General features: G+C 34.3%; 16 protein-coding genes. 12 read left to right on the top strand and 4 right to left on the bottom strand.

Annotated elements, in window-relative coordinates:
- Nucleotides 1-129 precede the first annotated feature (129 nt).
- The gene (locus H8R24_RS01635; protein ID WP_187016824.1) at nucleotides 130-2,289 is read right to left on the bottom strand and encodes a TonB-dependent receptor; all 2,160 of its coding nucleotides are present in this window, start codon (nucleotides 2,287-2,289) and stop codon (nucleotides 130-132) included.
- Nucleotides 2,290-2,543: 254 nt separating this feature from the next.
- On the opposite strand from H8R24_RS01635, the gene H8R24_RS01630 reads away from it, so the two are divergent.
- The 8 genes from H8R24_RS01630 to H8R24_RS01595 all read left to right on the top strand — a co-directional run bounded on the left by H8R24_RS01630 (nucleotide 2,544) and on the right by H8R24_RS01595 (nucleotide 10,667).
- Nucleotides 2,544-3,104: a sugar O-acetyltransferase gene (locus H8R24_RS01630; RefSeq protein ID WP_187016825.1), complete on the top strand. Its 561-nt coding sequence runs from the start codon at nucleotides 2,544-2,546 to the stop codon at nucleotides 3,102-3,104.
- Between the two features lies 1 nt (nucleotide 3,105).
- On the top strand, nucleotides 3,106-3,495 hold the full coding sequence (gloA2, locus tag H8R24_RS01625) for an SMU1112c/YaeR family gloxylase I-like metalloprotein (protein ID WP_187016826.1): 390 nt from the start codon (nucleotides 3,106-3,108) through the stop codon (nucleotides 3,493-3,495).
- 141 nt (nucleotides 3,496-3,636) lie between these two features.
- Complete coding sequence (locus H8R24_RS01620; protein ID WP_187016827.1) at nucleotides 3,637-4,917, top strand: chloride channel protein; 1,281 nt, start codon at nucleotides 3,637-3,639, stop codon at nucleotides 4,915-4,917.
- 6 nt (nucleotides 4,918-4,923) lie between these two features.
- Nucleotides 4,924-5,526: an HPP family protein gene (locus H8R24_RS01615; protein ID WP_187016828.1), complete on the top strand. Its 603-nt coding sequence runs from the start codon at nucleotides 4,924-4,926 to the stop codon at nucleotides 5,524-5,526.
- Nucleotides 5,527-5,630: 104 nt separating this feature from the next.
- Nucleotides 5,631-6,170 (top strand): IS1096 element passenger TnpR family protein, encoded by a 540-nt coding sequence (locus tag H8R24_RS01610; protein WP_187016829.1) that lies wholly within the window; start codon nucleotides 5,631-5,633, stop codon nucleotides 6,168-6,170.
- Nucleotides 6,171-6,216: 46 nt separating this feature from the next.
- Nucleotides 6,217-6,390: a four helix bundle protein gene (locus H8R24_RS18125; RefSeq protein ID WP_225876751.1), complete on the top strand. Its 174-nt coding sequence runs from the start codon at nucleotides 6,217-6,219 to the stop codon at nucleotides 6,388-6,390.
- A 268-nt stretch (nucleotides 6,391-6,658) separates the two neighbouring features.
- A complete protein-coding gene (locus tag H8R24_RS01600) occupies nucleotides 6,659-7,717 on the top strand; it encodes a nucleoid-associated protein (RefSeq protein WP_187016830.1) in 1,059 nt (352 codons plus the stop codon).
- Between the two features lie 583 nt (nucleotides 7,718-8,300).
- The gene (locus H8R24_RS01595; RefSeq protein WP_187016831.1) at nucleotides 8,301-10,667 is read left to right on the top strand and encodes a GAF domain-containing protein; all 2,367 of its coding nucleotides are present in this window, start codon (nucleotides 8,301-8,303) and stop codon (nucleotides 10,665-10,667) included.
- On the opposite strand, the gene H8R24_RS01590 is transcribed toward H8R24_RS01595, so the two are convergent.
- The gene (locus tag H8R24_RS01590; protein WP_187016832.1) at nucleotides 10,664-11,854 is read right to left on the bottom strand and encodes a Pycsar system effector family protein; all 1,191 of its coding nucleotides are present in this window, start codon (nucleotides 11,852-11,854) and stop codon (nucleotides 10,664-10,666) included. The two genes, H8R24_RS01595 and H8R24_RS01590, sit on opposite strands and share 4 nt — an antisense overlap.
- A 23-nt stretch (nucleotides 11,855-11,877) precedes the next feature.
- Between H8R24_RS01590 and H8R24_RS01585 the strand changes: the two genes are divergently transcribed.
- Entirely contained in the window at nucleotides 11,878-15,603 is a 3,726-nt protein-coding gene (locus tag H8R24_RS01585) for a metallophosphoesterase (protein WP_187016833.1), read from the top strand.
- Nucleotides 15,604-15,625: 22 nt separating this feature from the next.
- Here H8R24_RS01585 and H8R24_RS01580 read toward each other — a convergent pair whose 3' ends face one another.
- Nucleotides 15,626-16,471 carry a hypothetical protein gene (locus H8R24_RS01580; protein ID WP_317172557.1) on the bottom strand — a complete coding sequence of 282 codons (846 nt, stop codon included), beginning with the start codon at nucleotides 16,469-16,471 and terminating at the stop codon, nucleotides 15,626-15,628.
- A 21-nt stretch (nucleotides 16,472-16,492) separates the two neighbouring features.
- Nucleotides 16,493-17,557 (bottom strand): hypothetical protein, encoded by a 1,065-nt coding sequence (locus H8R24_RS01575; protein WP_187016834.1) that lies wholly within the window; start codon nucleotides 17,555-17,557, stop codon nucleotides 16,493-16,495.
- Between the two features lie 326 nt (nucleotides 17,558-17,883).
- On the opposite strand from H8R24_RS01575, the gene H8R24_RS01570 reads away from it, so the two are divergent.
- Genes H8R24_RS01570 through H8R24_RS01560 form a run of 3 tightly spaced genes read left to right on the top strand, consistent with a single transcriptional unit; the run spans nucleotide 17,884 to nucleotide 20,093 of the window.
- Nucleotides 17,884-18,807 (top strand): PAS domain-containing protein, encoded by a 924-nt coding sequence (locus H8R24_RS01570; RefSeq protein ID WP_187016835.1) that lies wholly within the window; start codon nucleotides 17,884-17,886, stop codon nucleotides 18,805-18,807.
- Nucleotides 18,728-19,714 (top strand): sensor histidine kinase, encoded by a 987-nt coding sequence (locus H8R24_RS01565; RefSeq protein WP_187016836.1) that lies wholly within the window; start codon nucleotides 18,728-18,730, stop codon nucleotides 19,712-19,714. Before H8R24_RS01570 ends, H8R24_RS01565 begins: the two co-directional genes overlap by 80 nt.
- Nucleotides 19,704-20,093 carry a response regulator gene (locus H8R24_RS01560; protein WP_187016837.1) on the top strand — a complete coding sequence of 130 codons (390 nt, stop codon included), beginning with the start codon at nucleotides 19,704-19,706 and terminating at the stop codon, nucleotides 20,091-20,093. Before H8R24_RS01565 ends, H8R24_RS01560 begins: the two co-directional genes overlap by 11 nt.
- Nucleotides 20,094-20,152: the final 59 nt, after the last annotated feature.

Here is a 20,152-nt window from a genome sequence, read left to right as displayed (position 1 = left end):
TCAAATAAGGAAATGTGTCATAACCAAGCAAAACACGCTTTATTATAGAGAAACTGCAACAAGGATAGAAATTCTACGCTTGTACGATACACGACAGAATCCTGATTCTTTAAAATTATAATTACCTACTTACAAACTCTTCAAATTATTTTCTTTCTTGTCTTGACTAATAGTCCAAAAGAAACCTACGAAGAAAAATCGATCAGCTGTGGGAGTTATTGTTCTTCGGTTGTATGTACCAGATGCATTGGGACTATTTGCATACTCGTAGCCAAATACGTTTTGAGTTCCTAAAACATTCGAAACAGAGAAATACAAGATCTTTTGTTGGCTAATTAAATACGCCCAGTTGAAACTTAAATTATTGAAGGCTTTGGTTTTTCCGTTCATGAATTGAGTTTCGTTTGGATTGTTGTAAGGACGACCCGAAGCGAAGAAATTTGTAAAACCAACTTGCGAACGCCAATCTGTAATGAAATATTTAGTTACCAACGATAAAGTATGATCGGCGACAAAATTGGGCGTCACTGCTGTTGGAAAATTTTTATAATCTCTTTTGGTGTCGATGTACGAATACGAAATCCAATATTCTAAATTCTTGACTAGTTTACCATCTCTCCAAAAAACATCTATTCCTTTGGCGAAAGCCGACCCATTATTACTGAAAACCGAATTATAAGCAATGGCTTGTGTGTCGTATTTTACTAGATTATTGTAATTTTTATAGTAGGCTTCCGCTCTAAAAGTTTGGCTTTCTTTGGCATATTGAAAGTTCAAAATGTAGTGTATTGCTTTTTCACTTTCAAATTGATGGTATTTTGAATATTTAATATAATCAACAGAAGGACTTTGTGTAAAATCGCCGTAGGCTAAAGAAAACTGACTATTTTTTGCCACTTTATAAGCGAATGAAATTCTTGGCGAAATAGAGGTTTCTTGCAATAAACTGTTATTAGAAGCACGAATACCAATCTTAGCGGCCCATTTATTCGAAAACAGAATATCAGCTTCTGTGAAGGCGGCAGCAATATTTGAATGGTAACCATTTGCCTTTGTAGATCCTGTACTTGGATTGAAACTTTCATCAAATTGTGTCGCAAAATAATCCGTACCAAAAGAAAGTTTGAAGTAATTAGAAAACTTTTTATTTAATTTTAATTTAAAATGTGCCGCATTCTCGTCATTAGCGACTTGGTCGAGATTCAGTCCAATTTTGTTTTTGCTGTAGCCATAACTCATACCAGTTGTAATTTGCCAGTTTGCTCCAAAAAATCCTTTGTAGGAGGTATTGAAGTACACATTATCATTATTTAAATTTACTCTTATTTTGTTAACCGCGTTTATATTTTCCTGATTGATATCAAACTTTGAAGCGTCAAAAGCAGCATATAATTTTAAGGTTCCGCTATTGAAATGGTAACGGTAGACCATTTCTCCCGACAAGGATTGATACGGACTGTTCCAATCAATATTTTGTGGTATTGCTGCTTGATAAGGCGCCAAATTAACATAAGACGTATTTAAACTCAACGAGCTTTTTGTCCATTTTTGGGTATGCCCTACTCCTAATCCTACCGTCATTAAAGAAATTTCGGTTTTATTATGATCTGGCTCATCTTGGGTATTCAATAACAGCACACTAGATAAGGCTTCCCCATATTCGGCAGAATAACCTCCGGTAGATAATGCAATTCCGTTAAACAAAAAGGGAGAAAAACGTCCGCGAGTAGGCACATTCCCTATGGTTGCATTGTAAGGCTGTGCCACACGCAAGCCATCTACAAAAGTTTGAGTTTCATTGGCCTCGCCTCCGCGAACAAACAAACGGCCATCTTCGCCTACACTTTGAGTCCCTGGTAAGGTTTGCAAAGCCGCAATAATATTTCCTGCAGAACCTGCTGTGGTTACAATATCCAACGCTTTCAATACGGTGACTTTCGCTTTATCACCCGCCTCCATAGTTCCCGCCGAAATAACTACGGCATCCAGTTCATTATAACTTTCTTTTAATGTGATGATTTTTCCTTTAAAATTAGCGACGTCTATTGTTGTTTTTGATGTTTCGTAAATCAAAAAACTTACTACTAGCGTTTGAACACCTTTGGCATCTGTATCGAAAGAGAAAAAACCAGTATTGTCGCTTGTTGCGCCGTCATAGGTCCCTTCAATGAAGATATTGGCTCCTGCGATGGGATTCCCTTTTTTGTCGACTACTGTTCCCGAGAGGGTCGCTTGCGCAAAAATAAAACTGGTAAAAAATAGAATAACTGTAGTTGCGATTGATTTCATTTGGTTTGATTTTGATACTCCAAAAGTATAACGAACGTACAAGTTTAAAAAATGAAAAGAACTGAACTGTCAAATTAGGAGGATGAATTGTAGCAACTGTAATTTTGGTTTATATTTACACTCCTAATCTCCTAGTTTACGGAGGCGATTTGCATGAGGGATAGAAGCGGCATCCTTTTTTGGGGCTTTTTCTGCCCCAAAAAAGATATAGCGGATAGCCCGGCCGAAGGACATGCCCAAATTAAAAGTACGAGATGAAAACAGAAAAAGAGAAAATGATTGCGGGTGACCACTACAATGCGGGTGATGCAACATTGGTCAAAGACCGCCGCCGTGCCAAAAACTTACTGCATCGCTTGAATGTGATTGAGTACCGCATTACCAAAAAAGCGCGCGAGATTATACAAGAATTGATTCCGAATGCAGGGGCTAACTTGTACATTGAACCACCGTTTCATTGCGATTATGGGTACAACATAAGCTGTGGTGACAATGTGTATTTTAATATCAATTGTGTGGTGCTCGATTGCGCACCTGTACACATTGGGTCGAATGTGTTTTTCGCTCCCAATGTACAGTTGTACACGGCGACGCACCCTGTAGAAGCTGAACTTAGGAAAACGCTCGAAAGTGCTTTGCCTATTTCCATAGGCGATGATTGCTGGATTGGTGGAAACACGGTAATTTGCCCCGGAATAACTATTGGCAAAGGTTGCGTGATTGGTGCAGGATCTGTGGTTACAAAGGATATTCCAGATAATTCATTGGCAGTAGGAAACCCTGCAAAAGTGATTCGGAAACTAAATCAAGAGTAGTATGTTAGCGTTAAATAAAGTACATCACATTGCGATCATTTGTTCGGATTATGAAAAGTCTAAAGATTTTTACACTCGAATTTTAGGATTGACAATTATACAAGAAATCTACCGCAAGGAGCGCGAATCCTATAAATTAGATTTGGCTTTAAATGGCGAATACGTTATCGAATTATTTTCGTTTCCGTCTCCTCCACAACGTGCTTCTCGACCTGAAAGTTGTGGATTGCGACATCTGGCTTTTGAAGTAGATAATATCGAGAAAACAAGCGCGTTTCTATTCGAAAACAACGTTCCTGCAGAAGCCATTCGAGTGGATGAGTATACTGAGAAACGGTTCTTCTTTATTGCTGACCCTGATGAACTGCCAATCGAGTTTTACGAACGATAACGTTTTCTAAAAGTAGTGCAATCATAAACTTTTCTTAAAAAAGAAAAACGGCCCTTTGTAATCAAGTGCCTTCTATTTTTATTCGCTAATTTTGCATTCCTTTTTAATTTTTATTTAGCAAGGCTTGCAATACTACTACAAATGAAAACTACTCGTTTTATAAAAAATAATATCAAATTAATTAAAATTCAAAAATTAATTATCGTTTCTCTTCTTATTGGTTTTCTAGCGGCATTTTTAGGAATCGCCTTGAAAAAACTTACCGAGCATTACGAACAAATATTCTTCACTCAAGCAAGTTTAAATCCCATTTTTATTTTCATATTTCCAGTTTTTGGGTTGACTGTTATTTATTTTATCAGGCAATATGTCTTTAATAAAAAAGTAAATAAGGGAATCAACGAAGTATTTGAAAGTACGGGTTCGCGAACAAAGAACTTACCAAAATCAAAGATCGCTTCGCACTTTATTAATGGATTATTGACTGTTATTTTTGGTGGATCAACAGGTATTGAGGTTTCCACTGTGGTAGCTACAGCGACCATTGGATCAGTTGCACAACAAAAGCATAACTTTTTTAAAGATCACAAAACCGAGCTAATTTCGGCGGGGATTGCGGCGGGAATTACAGCATTATTTAGCAGTCCGCTAGCAGGTTTATTTTTTGTTTATGAGGTTATTTCGAAAAAAGTTTCACGTACCTTTTTCCTAACAAATAGTATTGCGGTTGCTGTGGCATTTGGACTTGTATACTTAGTAGACGAAAAACCATTATTCTCAGTAGGGATTACCAGTTGGCATTATTATGCTATTCCGTATATCATTTTATTGGGAATAATTTCTGGAATAAATGCGGTTTATTTAACTAAGTGTGTTCTATTTTTCAAAAACAATTTAACTCAAGTAAAAAGTCATTATTACAAAATAATTATTGGTTCGGTTATTTTGAGTTGTTCGTTGTTTTTCTTTCCACAATTATATGGAGAAGGGTATCATGCGATCAAAGAAATTTTTGCTAATCCTAACCAGACTAGATTGACAGCGAGTCTTATTGTTTCACTTATAGGGATCTTAATTTTGAAACCTATAGTGACATCAGCTACATTATTTTCTGGTGGAGACGGAGGTGTTTTTGCGCCAAGTTTGTTCATAGGAGCCTTTTTAGGTTTGTTTGTCGCATTACTATTGAATGTCTATTTTCATGCTGATATTATTCCGTTGAACTTTATGGTTTTGGGAATGGCTGCGTCGTTAAGTGCTAGTATTCATGCGCCGTTTACCGCTATTTTCTTGATTTGCGGTTTGACTAATGATTATACTTTATTTTTCCCTATTGCTATTGTTAGTTTTGTTTCTAAATTTATAGCTGAGCGCATTTATCCCTTTTCAGTCTATTCGTATGCGACCGCTAACGTAAAATAAATAGTCATGCCCATCCAAAAAATAAAAAAACAATATCGCAAAACGAAATACATTCTTTATAGAGAAACTTTAGTTGATTTTAGAGAACAGTTGTGGTCTTTTATTGGTTCCTTTATTGGGATTGGTTGCATAGCTTATTTTCATTCCGAACATTTCCCAGGTTCAGATGGAATTTACTTGATTGGATCTTTTGGAGCGTCGAGTGTTCTTATTTATGGTATCATTCAGAGTCCATTTTCACAACCCCGAAATCTTATTGGAGGCCATGTTATATCGGCAATTATTGGGGTTACAATACAAATACTCTTGCCCGATCCTATTTGGCTATCGGCTCCATTGGCGGTTTCTTTGTCAATTATTGCCATGCAAATTACCAAAACCTTGCATCCACCTGGTGGCGCTACTGCTTTAATAGCCATTATTGGAACCGAAAAAATCAAAACGTTGGGTTATTGGTATGTCCTATCACCAGTGCTGGCAGGTTGTTTCATTTTACTTTTTGTAGCATTAATTGTAAACAATGTTACTGAAAAACGAAGTTATCCTACTAATAATAGGTTTCACAGGAACTACCATAATTTTAGAAAAAGAATCATACAGAAGCACTAAAGTCTGTCATTTAATTTTTTGTAAATCTTATTAACAAATCCAGTTTCGTAAAAATATATCTAAAATTAAATTTTACCTTTGACCTTTCAATAAAAACAAAGATTATGGTTTACAAATTCAGAGTAATTCTAGATGCCGAAGAAGATATTTTTAGAGACATTGCAATACTTGCTGAAGATACTTTAGAAGATTTACACAACGCGATCTTCAACTCATTTGGTTTTGATGGTATGGAAGTAGCGTCATTTTACACTTGTGATGAAACGTGGAATCAAGAAGATGAAATTTCGATGTTTGACACAGGTGATGTGTTGGGAGAACAAAAAATCATGAGTGATTACGTTCTATCAGACTTGCTAGATGATGAAAACACTAAAATTATCTATGTGTATGATTTCATCAATATGTGGACATTTCTTGTTGAACTAGCTGCTATTGAAGAGCAAGAAGCAGGGAATTTATATCCAGAAACTTTGTTCTCACATGGTGAAATGCCAGATGAAGCCATGGAGAAAAATTTTGAAGCTGATAATGCCGATGATTATGCCAACGATTACGAAGACGGACTAGACGAAGACGATCTAGATATGTTTGAAGGTGATGACAGTTTTGAGGATTATGGATCAGAAGATCAGTGGAACTAGAAAAGTTTAAATGGTTTAAAGTTTAATTGTTTAAAATTGTTTTGAAATGGCTGCAATTACTAGATTTGAAGATTTAGAAATTTGGCAAGAAGCCAGAAAATTATCAAAAGAGATTATTTTTATAGCCAAAAGCACAAAATTAAACCGAGACTATAAACTAAAAGAACAAATCAAGGATTCTTCTGGTTCTGTGATGTATACTATTGCAGAAAGATTTTAACGAAATTGCGATCTAGAGTTTCGACAATTTTCATCAATTACAAAAGACTCGGCTGGAGAAACTCGATCCCAAATTTATCCCTTACCGGACAATGAATTATAGTACCGAAGAAAACTCAAAAACACTACTCTATCAACATGAAAGGCTTAGTGTCAATGCCCACAATTTTATTACCTATTTAAACAAAAAAAGACTTTAAAAGAACAAAGTTTATCGACTCCTAAACTTTAAACAACTTTTAAACCTTAAACAATACTAAACATTTTACATGATCAACTTATTCAACACGCACATCGAGACACTTTCTATCCACAGAGTAGGAAATAAAAGTCGTAATGAAGCTATTTTTTTATCAGAGCAACCGTTTAGCCTTAATGACGAGATTGTGCCTCTTATGAAAGAATTTTTTCTAAAACCATTTAGAGAAAAAGAGGAAAACTATTATCAGTTTGCTCATGAAGTAGACTTGGATTATAATGACATGTACAAGTATGCTACTGAAATTTTTGAAAAACCAGAAACGCTACACGAAACTTCAAAAAAAATCACGCAGCATTTATTTGAACAATCTAATCATCCTCATATTAAAAACGGTGAAGTATATGTTACCTATTTAACTAATGTAAATATTGACAATACTCCTGTTGATGCGATTGGGATTTTTAAAAGCGAGCTACAAGCTGATTTTTTACAGTTTGAAGAAAAAGGAACACACCTAGAAATGATTTTGCAACAGGGGGTAAACCTTAGCAAATTAGATAAAGGATGTATCATTTTTAATCATAAAAAAGAAGAAGGGTATAAAATTTTAACCGTAGATAGCAACCGTTATGATGCGCGTTACTGGCTAGAGCATTTCCTATCTGTAGATGCCTTTGAGGATGAAAATTTTATCACTAAAAAATACTTGAAATTTTGTCAAAGTTTTGCTAAAGACGTTGTTTTTCCTGCAGAAGACAAAAAAGAAGAAGTGATGTTCATGAACCGTTCAGTAAATTATTTTGCTAAGAACGACCAGTTTGAAGAAACCAATTTCTTGAACGAAGTATTAGACAATCCTGATTTAATTCCGGAGTTTAAGAACTACAAAACAGACAAAGGAGAAAAATACAGCATTGAAGATGTGACTTCATTCCCAATTGCAAATGCAGCTGTTTCTGATGCTCGTAAATCCATAAAAAATGTCATTAATCTTGACACTAATATTCAGATAAAAATGGATTTCATTAATCCTGAAAGCGCTGAGAAGTATGTAGAAAAAGGTTGGGACGAAGAAAAACAAATGTATTACTACCTCGTTTATTTTAACAAAGAACAAAAATCGTAAAAAGGTAATCACCTACATTACAAACCCTCAATTAGTAAAATAGTTGAGGGTTTTTTTATACCTGACAAAATCATACAAGCGCATATAGGACTATTACAAAAGTAATATTAAACCTATAATACATTAAAAAAAGTGTATTTCATCGATTTTTTTTACGTATAAACGAATTGTTCTTATATTTACAAGACCTAAATCTAACCAAAATAGCTGTTTATGATAAAAACCAAAAAAACAAAAGTCTGATCAAAAAAAAAATCAGCACAGCATAATAAATCAAACAATACCACACTTTTAACCTAAAATTCAAATAGATGATACTACTTTTAATAATACATTATTTTCAAGTATTGAAAAAAAGAATATTTGAAACTCAGCTTATCCATATAGATAAGAACTAGACTCACAAAAACAATAAACATTAAACACATGAGTTGCTCTCATTACTGTTTTAAAAAATTTGCCCAAAATTTTTAATCTCTAATTACTAACACTAATTAGAGATTTTTTTTTATTTCAACATTAAAGCTATAATAGCTTACTTAAAATTGAGTTTATGCTTAAATTTGCAACTCAATAGCCTATCATGACAAATACCAGTATTTTTAAAGAAAGTCCGTTTAAAACTCAAATCTCTTTTCATAAATTGATTGAATCATTAGAAGAGATTGCTTTATCTGATATTGATTATAGGTCTCAATATGCCAAATCGCTATTGAACGAAATTGAAGCATTCCCAGAATTTAAAACAGGTATAGATGACTTGAGAGTGATTGAGAAAAACAAAACGCTCATTAAATATCTATTAGCCGATTTGTTCCCCACCGCTTTGACAAAAAACGAAATAAAGGCAGTTACTATTCCGTTTCAAAACTTCACCTTTAATTTTTCTGATCGATTTACACGCATCTTAGACGAGGCCGGAATTGATTTTGACATGACCATTAGAGATTTTGATGAAGATCAAATGTATATATTGAGTTGTATACTGATATTGAATACTTACTACAAAAAGAATTTTGAAATAAGTAAACCTCTATTTTACGACATTCCAACCAATAAAGGCATTATTAAGCATTATCGCATATTGTACAATGCCGATTTTATAGAAATAACCCCAACTCCAACTGCTCCTAACTTAACAGCCGCCGATATTGATTTATTAATGGATAACTACGACAATATCGAACTATGGAAAGAAAAATTCCCTGTCGAAAGTTGGTCCTTAAAAGGCTTCGGGATCCTTAGCTTATTTGACGCTACGACCGAAAGCGCCATTTCAAACTTAAAAAGCAATCTATTAAAGGCCGATAACGAAACCAACAACAGCGATAGTTTTGAAACGATTTTCAGGTCTATTTTTAAAATTCCTGATTTAAAAGTTGGCCTTATTATGTACAATGAGGAAGAAAATAAATTTACCAAACCGCCGTTTAATAACAACCAAATTTCGAGTTACATTCTACACGATCAAGAGGAGACTGTAAACTGCCAGCAAGCGTTTTTTGGCTGTTCGTTAACTAATCTTTTGGAACAACAAAAACCATTTACGATCTCGGATGTAGCCAAATTTTCAAATCAACCAGAAAATGAAGCGCTTGGCACCCATTTGATAAAGCAAAACATAAAAAGTTGTATTTTTGCACCCGTTCTAAAAAACAATAAATTATTGGGTATTTTAGAACTGGTTTCGGAACAAACAGGCCAACTTAACAGCATCAACGCGAATAACCTTGATCTTTTATTGCCCTATGTAATTGACACATTAGAGCGCTACAACATTGATCTAAAAAACCAAATTGAAGCGGTTATTCAGCGCGAATATACCGCAATTCACGCTAGTGTTTACTGGAAGTTTAAAAACGAAGCACAAAAATATTTTCATACCAGCAGTCCTACCAATCAATATATATTTAAAGAAATTGTCTTTAAAGAAGTGTATCCATTGTATGGACAAATTGATATAAAAGGTTCATCACAACATAGAAACGATACCGTAAAAGAAGATTTAAAAAATCAATTGCAATCGGTGCTAACTATTTTTGAGCATTTAAAATCATCGAGTCCACTTTCATTATTAGAACAAAGAAAGTTTGAAATGCAGTCCTATTATAACGAACTAGAAGCAGAACTAAAAGCAGACACAGAACAACAAATACAAAATTACGTTCAGAAAGAGATTCACCCGATATTAAAAAACACACGAGTTGATCATGACGGCCAAAACTTAATTGATCAATACTTTACAGAATTAGATTCAAAAACGGGATTGTTTTACCATGCCCGAAAAAAGTTTGATGATGCCATGTCAATTATCAATAAAAAAATGGCCTACGTAATTGACAAAGAACAAATTGAAGCCCAAAAAATATTTCCCCATTATTTTGAACGTTTTAAAACAGATGGGGTCGAACACAACCTCTACATAGGTGCAACGATCACTCCTACTCAAACTTTTGAAATGATGTACTTAAACAATCTAAGATTATGGCAATTACAAACTTTGTGTAAAATGGAACTTGAGCATCATCGACTCAAATCAATATTGCCTTATGAACTAGACGTGACTTCTTTAATTTTAGTCTTCAGCTCGCCGCTTTCTATCCGTTTTAGAATGGACGAAAAGCGCTTTGACGTAGATGGAACTTACAATGCTAGGTATGAAGTAGTCAAGAAACGAATTGATAAAGCAAATATAAAAGGAACCCAAGAGCGCATCACTCAAAAGGAGAAAATTACTATTGTGTATTCTCACCAATATGAAGAAGCAGAATACCTCAAATACATTAAATTTTTACAATTTAAAAAAATACTCGAACCTACAATTGAAAAATTTGATATTGAAGAACTTCAAGGTGTTTCTGGTCTAAAAGCACTGCGAATAAAAGTTATAAATACCGACTCAAATAATGATAAATATACCTATCACGAATTGTTAACCGAGCTCAATTAAGCCCTTACCGAATAAAACGCAAGTACAAACGCGATTACCGACACGATAATTCCAATCATAAAAATATTGTAGGTCATGCGCAATAATCTGTATTTTTTTTCTAATACTAAACCTAGAAAATACAAATCTTTAATCATCGAATTATACAAGTATTCGTTATCCTTCATCATCTCGTTTACTGCCCACTCATACTCTTCTAAAGGCATTTTATAAAAATTACCAAAAAACAATAAATTCACTTTTCTGTCTTCAATATCTTGTCTTGAAAACACACCACTTGTCACCTTAGGGCGGGTAGATAAAATGGCAAAAACAATTGAAACTACACTAAACATTAGCATGATAAAGGTAGGCATTACGAGATGCGCATTGCTGGGACTGTCTAGTTTTGGAATAATTGATGATAAGGCAATCGAGATGATAATTGCATTTACAGACAATAAAATATTCGCTTTACTATCAGCAATTCCGCTCAATCGAGTATGATTTGATAAGGTAATTCGAAATAATGTGTCAATCCCACGGTCTGGTTTTTGGCTTTTAGCCTTCTTCTTTTTGTCTTTAATTTTTGCCACGTTTCCAATCACTACTTCTTCCTTTTGTATTATTTTGTTTTGCACTAAAGCAATATTTTTTTGTTTTAAAGGCGACCAATTTGCAATAGCAAACTCTGTATAAAAAGAATGGCAGTCGTTTAAAATCCTGTAATTTTCTTTAGCCCAGTCTAGATCGTTATAGGTTTTTTGGCCCATGTTTTCCCATTCCTTTCGTAATAACTCACAAACACTAAGGTAATCGGGTGAGGCAAAATGAGAATAATCAGCATCTCTCATTATTTTTTCTAAAATAGTGGCCGGTACATGGTTAAAAATAGTCGCTTTTATTAAAGCAGCTACTTGGTCAATATAAGCATTAGTAAGACCATTTTCGAGAAGAAAATCTGTAAGAATAACCACGCTAGAAAGTTCATGACTGTCGCAACCCCTGATGTAGCCCGTGTCATGAAACCAAGCTGCAATTACCACCTTCTCGTGATCAGCTGCTGTCAACCCTTCCTGTTGACTCAATAGTTCAACTGCTTGAACAACATCTGTGGTATGCTTTACATTATGGTAGGTAAATGAAATAGAAAGTTTATCTTTGAGTAATTTACATACAAAGTTTTCGGCTTTTTTTATAAGATCCATACAAATTATTATACGACTAATTTATGAAATTGTTTTCGAAAAATCCTTTTAATACGACTAAAATACCCGCATACCTCCTTTTCTTACTATACATTGTGCAATCTTGCGCAACTCATCAAGCACAATATGGCAGCAAAACAATGGACAGCCTCACTGCAAACGCAGCAGATAGTTCAAAAATTGCACATACTTTTTATTTAATTGGTGACGCAGGCAACAGCGACGAAGATAATTCAAAAAACATCCTAAATCAACTTCATACTAAACTACTACAAGCAAATCAAAATACAACACTTCTATTTTTGGGAGACAACATTTACCCTAAAGGGATGCCTCAAAAAAAAGATAAAGAATTATATGAAATAGCACAACAAAAACTAATCAACCAATTACAAATTTCAAAAGATTTCAAAGGAAAAACAATCTTTATTCCCGGAAATCATGACTGGTACAATGGTATAACAGGATTAGAAAGACAACAAGATTTTGTTACTAATTATCTAAAAGACAAAAAAAGTTTTTTACCCAGAAATGCTTGCCCCATTGACGATATAAAAATAGACGACTTCACAACATTGATAACAGTTGACAGCCAATGGTTTCTAGAAGACTGGAATAAAACACCTACTATAAATGACAACTGCTCCATTAAGTCAAGAGAAGCTTTCTTTGAAGAACTAGAAAGTCTTTTAAACAAAAATACTGACAAAACTATTGTCTTAGCATTACACCATCCCTTAATGAGTAATGGCACACACGGCGGACAATTTTCCTTAAAAAAACAATTGTATCCATTAGAACAAAAAATTCCGCTTCCCATCATTGGATCATTATTAAATTTTATTCGAAAAACATCAGGGATTAGCCCGCAAGACATTCAAAACAAGCAATATAACGCTTACGCAAAAAGAATAAAGACGCTATTGCAAGGACATGACAATGTAGTGGTGGTATCCGGTCATGATCACAACTTACAATACATCGATCATGACAACATCAAACAGATTATAAGTGGTGCAGGTTCAAAATCCGAAGCCGCTAGAGCAATCTACCCGAATGATTTCTCATACGGAAACAATGGATACGCTTCATTGACAGTGTATCAAAACGGTAAAACTACTTTGTCTTTCTTTGGTCGAGAAAACAACGAAGACAAGATGCTATTTGAACAAACTGTCCTTTTTCCAAAACATAAAATAGCAATCTCCTACCCTAATAGCTTCCCTTTAACTACGCAATCATCCATATATAGTCCTGAAATGATTGCCAAAAGCAAAGCGCATAATATACTTTTCGGAAAACATTACCGTACGTACTACGGTTATCAAATTGCAGCTAACACAGCTTTGCTAGACACCTTGTATGGCGGTTTAAAACCCGATATTGCTGGCGGTGGTCACCAATCAAAGTCCTTACGACTCGTAGATCAAGATGGTAAAGAATACGTGATGCGAGCACTTAAAAAAAGTGTTTCTCGTTTTTTACAAAGCGTAGCCTTTAAGGATCAATATATCGAAAATGAATTTAACAATACGTATGCCGAATCGTTTCTTTATGATTTCTACACAACCTCTCACCCATACACCCCATTGATTGTAGGTGCAATGGCAAGTAAAATTAGGGTATCACACACCAATCCCGAGTTATTGTACATTCCAAAACAAAATACTTTAGGACAATTTAACTCCAATTTTGGAGATGAATTGTACTTGGTTGAAGAAAGGCCATCTAAAAGTCAAAAAAAGCTAGAAAGCTTTGGAAAACCTGAAGACATAATAGGTACTGACGATGTATTAGAAAATCTAAAAAAAGATGAGAAATACAGCGTAGACGAAAACGAATATATAAAAGCGCGATTGTTTGACATGCTCATTGGCGACTGGGACAGACACTATGATCAATGGCGTTGGGGGGAATATAAAAAAAACGGTCAAATAATTTACAAACCCATCCCTAGAGATCGAGATCAAGCTTTTTCAAAATATGATGGTGCCTTACTGTCTATCTTAATGAACATTCCTGCGTTGAGGCACATGCAATCCTACAAAAAAGACATTAAAAACGTAAAATGGTTCAATCGGGAAGCTTACCCACTAGACCTTGCCCTTTTAAAAACAGCCACTACAAAACAATGGATTGACCAAGCCAAATACATCCAAGAAAACCTAACCGAAGATGCAATTGATAGTGCGTTTACCAATGTGCCTAATGAAGTTCATGACCGTACCATCATTGGCATAAAAAAAAATCTGCTAGCGAGAAAAAAACAACTCGTACGATACGCTGCGGATTATGCCGCGGTTTTACAAAAAACAGTTGTCATTGTAGGTACTGATAAAAAAGACAAGTTTGTCATTAATCGTACTACTAACAATAACATAGTTGTAGCGGTCTATCGACTGAAAAAAGATGGCGAAGAACTGATCAGTAATCTAACGTATAACGATTCCATCACTTCAAATATCTGGATCTATGGCCTAGATGATGATGACAAATTTGAAGTAAAAGGAAACGCCAAATCTAAAATTAGAATCAAATTAATAGGAGGTCAAAATCATGATAACTACACCGTTGAAAATGGGTATAAAGTTGAAATAATTGATTTTGATTCGAAAAATAATAGTTTTCAAATTGATCCAAAAACACGCAAAAACTTAACGGACAACTACGAAACCAATTTATACGATTATAAAAAACCGAAGTACAATGTTTTTTCCGGATTTCCTGCCCTTGGTTTCAATCCGGATGATGGAATAAAACTAGGTGTAAACTTGAACTACACTGTGAATCACTTTAAACAAAAGCCCTTTACCTACAAACACAGTCTGAAGGCGAATTATTACTTTGCTACCACAGGATTTGAAGTACTGTACAGTTTATCGGCACCAAAATTAATTGGTGATTGGGATTTTAAACTAGATACTCAATTTACAAGCCCTAACTTTGCCATGAACTATTTTGGATATGGTAATCAAAGCTCTAATACAGATGAAACAGATGGCATGGATTACAACCGAGTTCGCATTCGTATTACAAAAGCAAACCCTCAATTGACAAGAGTAACAAAGTATGGCGCTATAATTGTAGCTTCGGCTGTTTTAGAAAACATAGCCGTTGAACGCACTGCTGGTCGTTTTGTAGCAGAATCAAACACCGTAAAGAGTGTTTTTCAAAACCAACAATTTGCGGGCGCCAATGTAAAATACAGTTATGAGAACTATGACAACCCTTCGATGCCTACTTTAGGAATGGGGTTCTCTATCGCTGGAAGTTGGAAAATAAACTTAGAAAATGGAAAACGAAATTTCCCTGCAATAGAATCTAAAATCAATTTTAATCAAAAAATAGATACCGACGGAAAATTTATATTTGCTACACTTTTAAAAGGAAAAGCTGTCCTCAACAACAATTATGACTTTTTTCAAGGAGCTACTTTGGGAGGTGATGCTAATTTAAGAGGATTTAGAAACGAACGTTTTTTAGGAAAACAATCCTTTTTTCAAAGTAGTGATATTCGATGGAACATTGGAAAAATTCACGAAAGCTTTGTACCTATGACCTATGGGATTTTTGGTGGATTTGATTACGGGCGCGTCTGGCTAGATGGCGAACAATCCAATAAATGGCACCAATCTTTTGGTGGTGGTTTATGGTTAAACGGACTCAATGTAATCACGGCTCGTCTTACTTATTTTAAAAGTCCAGATGAAGAAGGACGAATCACTTTTGGCTTAGGGTTTGGCTTTTGATAACAATGTAGCTACACTGATTTCATACAGCTTCCCACCTGTTTTTTTTTACCTTTTCGTCTGCAATATATAGCGTTTCATTGTCCTTAAAGCATATCGCTTCTTTTTGGGAATAATGCTGTAATGCTGTTATTGTGGTAAGACCAGACAGAAAAATATCTGTTGTAAAGTTTTGAAAAAGCCAAATTTTACTATGACTCAACAAGACCACCTTTGTTTGGTCAGGACTAATTGCTGCACTGGTGATGGCACAATTATTATAATCGTCACAGCTTTGAAACTGTCCTATTAATTGAGCAGTATGTTTTCCTGAAGCATTAGGGATTTTATAAATAAAGACAGTACCATCAAAGTTTTTACTTCTGTTTTTGGTAAACAAATAAAAATTGCCGTTTAATTCAAAAAACGATTCTACATCATAAAAAAGCTCCTTCTTTTTTGGTGGAAACTCCTTTTGTTCAGGATAAGAAAACGAAATCTTACTAGAAGGAATCACTGATTGACCACCCAAACTTTCTTTTTCAATTTTATAGATACACAAATCGGTGCGCTTGTTCTCGTTATTACCAAAATCGCCAATGTATAAATTACCTTCGATATCCTTAGTAATATCTTCCCAGTCAATATTTTTAGTGTTTTCTATTTTTACCGTCTTGACAATTGATCCTTTGATGTCAATACCATAAATTTTATTCTTGTTTCCACTGTCTTCTAAAGTCCAAAACAATTGTGTATCGGCAGCGTAACTAATACCCGAAACCTCTTTTAAATCCGACGGAAGTTTACAAACAACATGGAGTGCATTTTCTTTTTGATGACAGGAAATCAAAAAGAAACCCACTGTTAAAAAAGCAATATAATTTTTCATAAATATAACGATCAATACCTACTAAAAACCAGGCTTAAACAAATTGGCATTTTTAAAGTTTCTTGTCACAAATTTAAATGCAGCACTCAACACATGACCCATACGTTTGGCGTTTTTAAAATTCAAATCATTGGTGTACTTATACAGATCCATTTTTAACTGATCAACATATTCTTGCGGAGCAATCAAGTCATTACCCATGATTTTTAAGATTCTTTTGATACGATTTTCTGCCGAAAGAATTCTTTTGGCAAGAGCAGCACGTTCTTCGTTTTTATATTGTTCAATCGAACTTTCTTGTAGTTTTTCTTTAACCAATCGTACCATAGGATAGTTTTCCTTGAAAAACTGCGGTCGGTAAATTTTAAAATTCCCTTCATAACACTGCTGATCAAAGTCAATAGGACGGATCCTGTACACCACTTGATCAAAATCGTGAATAGGAATAATAACGTAATTATACGCACGCATATCCCCTAAAAGTCGGATCATACATCGCTCATTAAATTTCACAAACTCCTTAGCAATTTGCGCTTTCTCGGTCTCGGTACATTTGTTTAATAATGTTTCCATGAAAACATCTCCAGGAATTCCTAAAATATGTTCCTCGATCAAAGTATCATCATAAACCAGAAAATTTATTTTATCTGGTGATAAAATATGTTCTAGTTCTAAACCATAAATACGGGAAGCATCTGCTTTTTTTACGTAAAAATGAGTGTAATTATCATTTAAAATATTTCTAACTTTTATTCGAAAAGGTTTCGAATTTCCAAAAGTGCAATAGTCAATTGAATCGACGTGTAAAAACTTTAAAATATCCGAATTACCATCAGAATGTAAAAGCGAATAGATTTTTTTTAGATTCAAATCGATCTCATTTCTTTCAAATTCATTGTAAAAAACCCTTGCCCATAAAGTATCCTGATCTTGCTTATCATATACATTGATAGAGCCCGAAAAACGAAGTAAATCGTCATAGCAAATCTGGACTTTAGAGATACGATCAAATCGTTCTAAGTAATCAAATAGGGATTTATTTACAGGATAAGTTGGTTTTTTAAATAGAATATCGGCTTCGCTCATTTGGTTTTTATTTACTACAAATTTACAATAATTAAAGCGTAATGGCAATAAAACAAATACTCCAAACGATGTAAACAAGCTAAAAAACAATCGTTTATCGGTATTAAAACAAGTCTAAAAACCGTCAAGTAAGATTTATTGTAATATAAAATAACAGCGCTTAACAATAATACAAACACAACTAGTATACTAATCAGTCACTTATAAAAAAGACAGCTGTTTTATAACAAATCGCCGACAAAAAAGCACAAAAAAAAATAGTTTACTAAATAATTATTTTAAATTTGAATGTCCCCAAGACGTATTACCCCTATTTAAAACCTACTATGACGCATAAACAGGATATTTACATAAGGGCAGCCAAGTCTGCCAAAATTGGAATATGGCAATCAGATTTAGTTACCAATACAGTGTATTGGGATTCCATTATAAAATTAATTCTTGAGCTGCCTGAGGAATACGAGCCCGTTTTTGGCGATGCCATTCATTTTTGCACCGAAGGTGAAAACAGGGATCGTTTGATCTTAAAACTTGAAAAGGCAAAAACAGAAGGTGTATTTTTCTCGGATAAGTTTCAAGTAACCACCCCTTCAAATAAAATCAAACACGTAGAATGCATTTGTAATGTAGACGCAGAAGACGGTGTTGTCACCCGCCTTTGGGGAACGTTTCAAGATATAACGAATGAGCAAAATCTAATCAATGAGTTAGAATTGAGTGTGAAGAAATTTTCTTCGATTTTTTCGAGTGCCAATGATGCCATTGTCATCATTGACTCTTCCACCGGAATAATAACCGACTGTAATTCCAGAACAAATGAACTTACGGGCTATACAACTCATGAACTAGTAGGGGCACATAACTCCATGTTGTTCCCGCAGAATAAAAGAAAAGAGATTCGCTTATTTTTATCCAATCAATTAAAAAAAGACAACCATTTTGTAAACGAAACATATATCATTGACAAATTCCATCAGTTAGTTCCTGTCGAAGTTGCCTCTGGTAAAAAATTTGTAGTAGAAAACAACACCTTTTTAGTTTGTTTTTTGAGAGATATTATCGAAAGAAAAAATGTCGAAGAGAACCTCAATATGCTCTCGCTTGTTGCTTCAGAGACTTCTGACTCTATAGTAATTGCAAACCCAAAAGGAAAAACAGTATGGGTAAACAATGCTTTTTTTAGAATTAACGGGCTATCAACTACCCGAAATAATAGGCAAACAACCCCGTACTTTTCTAAATGGACCTGAAACAGATTGCTATACAATCAACCAGATTGATGAAGCCATTAGACATCAACAAAGTTTAAAAACCGTTGTACTCAATTACAACAAGCAAAAAGAGAAATTCTGGTACGAATCGACCATAACTCCTGTTTTTGACAAGACAGGTAATTGCACCAAAATTATTTTTGTTGGCCGCGATATTACAGCCGCAAAAGTAAAAGAAATCGAACTGAGAAGAATTGTAGATGTGACTAACAATCAAAACGACAAACTATTAAATTTTGCTCATATCGTGTCGCACAACATTCGCTCACACGCCAGTAATTTATCTATGATCTTAGATGTAATAGAAAACGCAGATGATGTTGATGAAAAATTGTCTTATATCGAAATGTTTAAAGAAGGAACAGATAAACTATCTGAAACCATCGAATATTTGAACGAAATCATAACGATTCAAAAAAACACCACGATTGAAAAAAAAGAAATTAATTTAAAAAAAGAAATCGAAAAAGTAAAGCGCACGCTTTGCCAGTCAATAGTTGAAAGTGACATACAAATAACAACCTCCTTCCCTACTACTCTTCAAGTCAATGTCATACCTGCATATCTGGAGAGCATTGTTTTTAACTTGATCTCTAATGCAATTAAATACAAGTCGCCGCACCGAAGGCCTCTACTAAATATCGGCTATGAAATCAATGAACAATACACGGTAATAACATTCAAAGACAATGGACTGGGGCTAAACTTAAATAAAAATGGCCATAAAATATTTGGCATGTACAAAACCTTTCACGGTAATAATGATGCGAGAGGTATTGGTTTGTATCTAACAAAAAATCAGATCGAAGCCATGAACGGAAAAATTGAAGTAGAAAGCGAAGAAGGTGTAGGATCCGTTTTTAAAATATACTTAAATGAAAAATAAAATTACTTATATAATTGACGATGATAAATTAACGATTCGTTTAATGACCATGCTGATTTCAAAGAATAACTTTTGCGAAGAAATCACTTCATTTTACAATCCGCAGACGGCCTTAGACAATATCAAAACAAATGGTCAAGATCCCGATAACCTGCCCGACGTAATACTATTAGACTTGAACATGCCTATTCTTGATGGCTGGCAATTTCTAGATGAGTTTATTACCTTACCATTACAAAAGGAAATTTCAATTTTTATCGTCACATCTTCAATTGACCCCTTAGATATTGAAATGGCAAAAAAATACAAAATGGTAAAAAGTTACATCATGAAACCCATAACTGCTCAAAAACTCGAAGCAGCTACTCAGTTACTTTAAAACTATTTATTATGGAATAGCCCGTAACTTTTCCTACCATTGTTCGTCCTATAAGAAAC

The organism is Flavobacterium muglaense (assembly GCF_014305155.1).
Taxonomy (GTDB): domain Bacteria; phylum Bacteroidota; class Bacteroidia; order Flavobacteriales; family Flavobacteriaceae; genus Flavobacterium; species Flavobacterium muglaense.
This window is presented reverse-complemented; position numbering and strand designations above follow the sequence as displayed.

Coding starts and splice junctions, on each gene's coding strand:
- H8R24_RS01565 (WP_187016836.1), top strand. CDS start 18,728: ATGCTTTTTTTAGAATTAACGGGCTATCAACTACCCGAAATAATAGGC.
- H8R24_RS01585 (WP_187016833.1), top strand. CDS start 11,878: ATGAAATTGTTTTCGAAAAATCCTTTTAATACGACTAAAATACCCGCA.
- H8R24_RS01620 (WP_187016827.1), top strand. CDS start 3,637: ATGAAAACTACTCGTTTTATAAAAAATAATATCAAATTAATTAAAATT.
- H8R24_RS01595 (WP_187016831.1), top strand. CDS start 8,301: ATGACAAATACCAGTATTTTTAAAGAAAGTCCGTTTAAAACTCAAATC.
- H8R24_RS01600 (WP_187016830.1), top strand. CDS start 6,659: ATGATCAACTTATTCAACACGCACATCGAGACACTTTCTATCCACAGA.
- H8R24_RS01615 (WP_187016828.1), top strand. CDS start 4,924: ATGCCCATCCAAAAAATAAAAAAACAATATCGCAAAACGAAATACATT.
- H8R24_RS18125 (WP_225876751.1), top strand. CDS start 6,217: ATGGCTGCAATTACTAGATTTGAAGATTTAGAAATTTGGCAAGAAGCC.
- H8R24_RS01635 (WP_187016824.1), bottom strand. CDS start 2,289: ATGAAATCAATCGCAACTACAGTTATTCTATTTTTTACCAGTTTTATT.
- H8R24_RS01580 (WP_317172557.1), bottom strand. CDS start 16,471: ATGAAAAATTATATTGCTTTTTTAACAGTGGGTTTCTTTTTGATTTCC.
- H8R24_RS01630 (WP_187016825.1), top strand. CDS start 2,544: ATGAAAACAGAAAAAGAGAAAATGATTGCGGGTGACCACTACAATGCG.
- H8R24_RS01575 (WP_187016834.1), bottom strand. CDS start 17,557: ATGAGCGAAGCCGATATTCTATTTAAAAAACCAACTTATCCTGTAAAT.
- H8R24_RS01590 (WP_187016832.1), bottom strand. CDS start 11,854: ATGGATCTTATAAAAAAAGCCGAAAACTTTGTATGTAAATTACTCAAA.
- H8R24_RS01570 (WP_187016835.1), top strand. CDS start 17,884: ATGACGCATAAACAGGATATTTACATAAGGGCAGCCAAGTCTGCCAAA.
- H8R24_RS01560 (WP_187016837.1), top strand. CDS start 19,704: ATGAAAAATAAAATTACTTATATAATTGACGATGATAAATTAACGATT.
- gloA2 (WP_187016826.1), top strand. CDS start 3,106: ATGTTAGCGTTAAATAAAGTACATCACATTGCGATCATTTGTTCGGAT.
- H8R24_RS01610 (WP_187016829.1), top strand. CDS start 5,631: ATGGTTTACAAATTCAGAGTAATTCTAGATGCCGAAGAAGATATTTTT.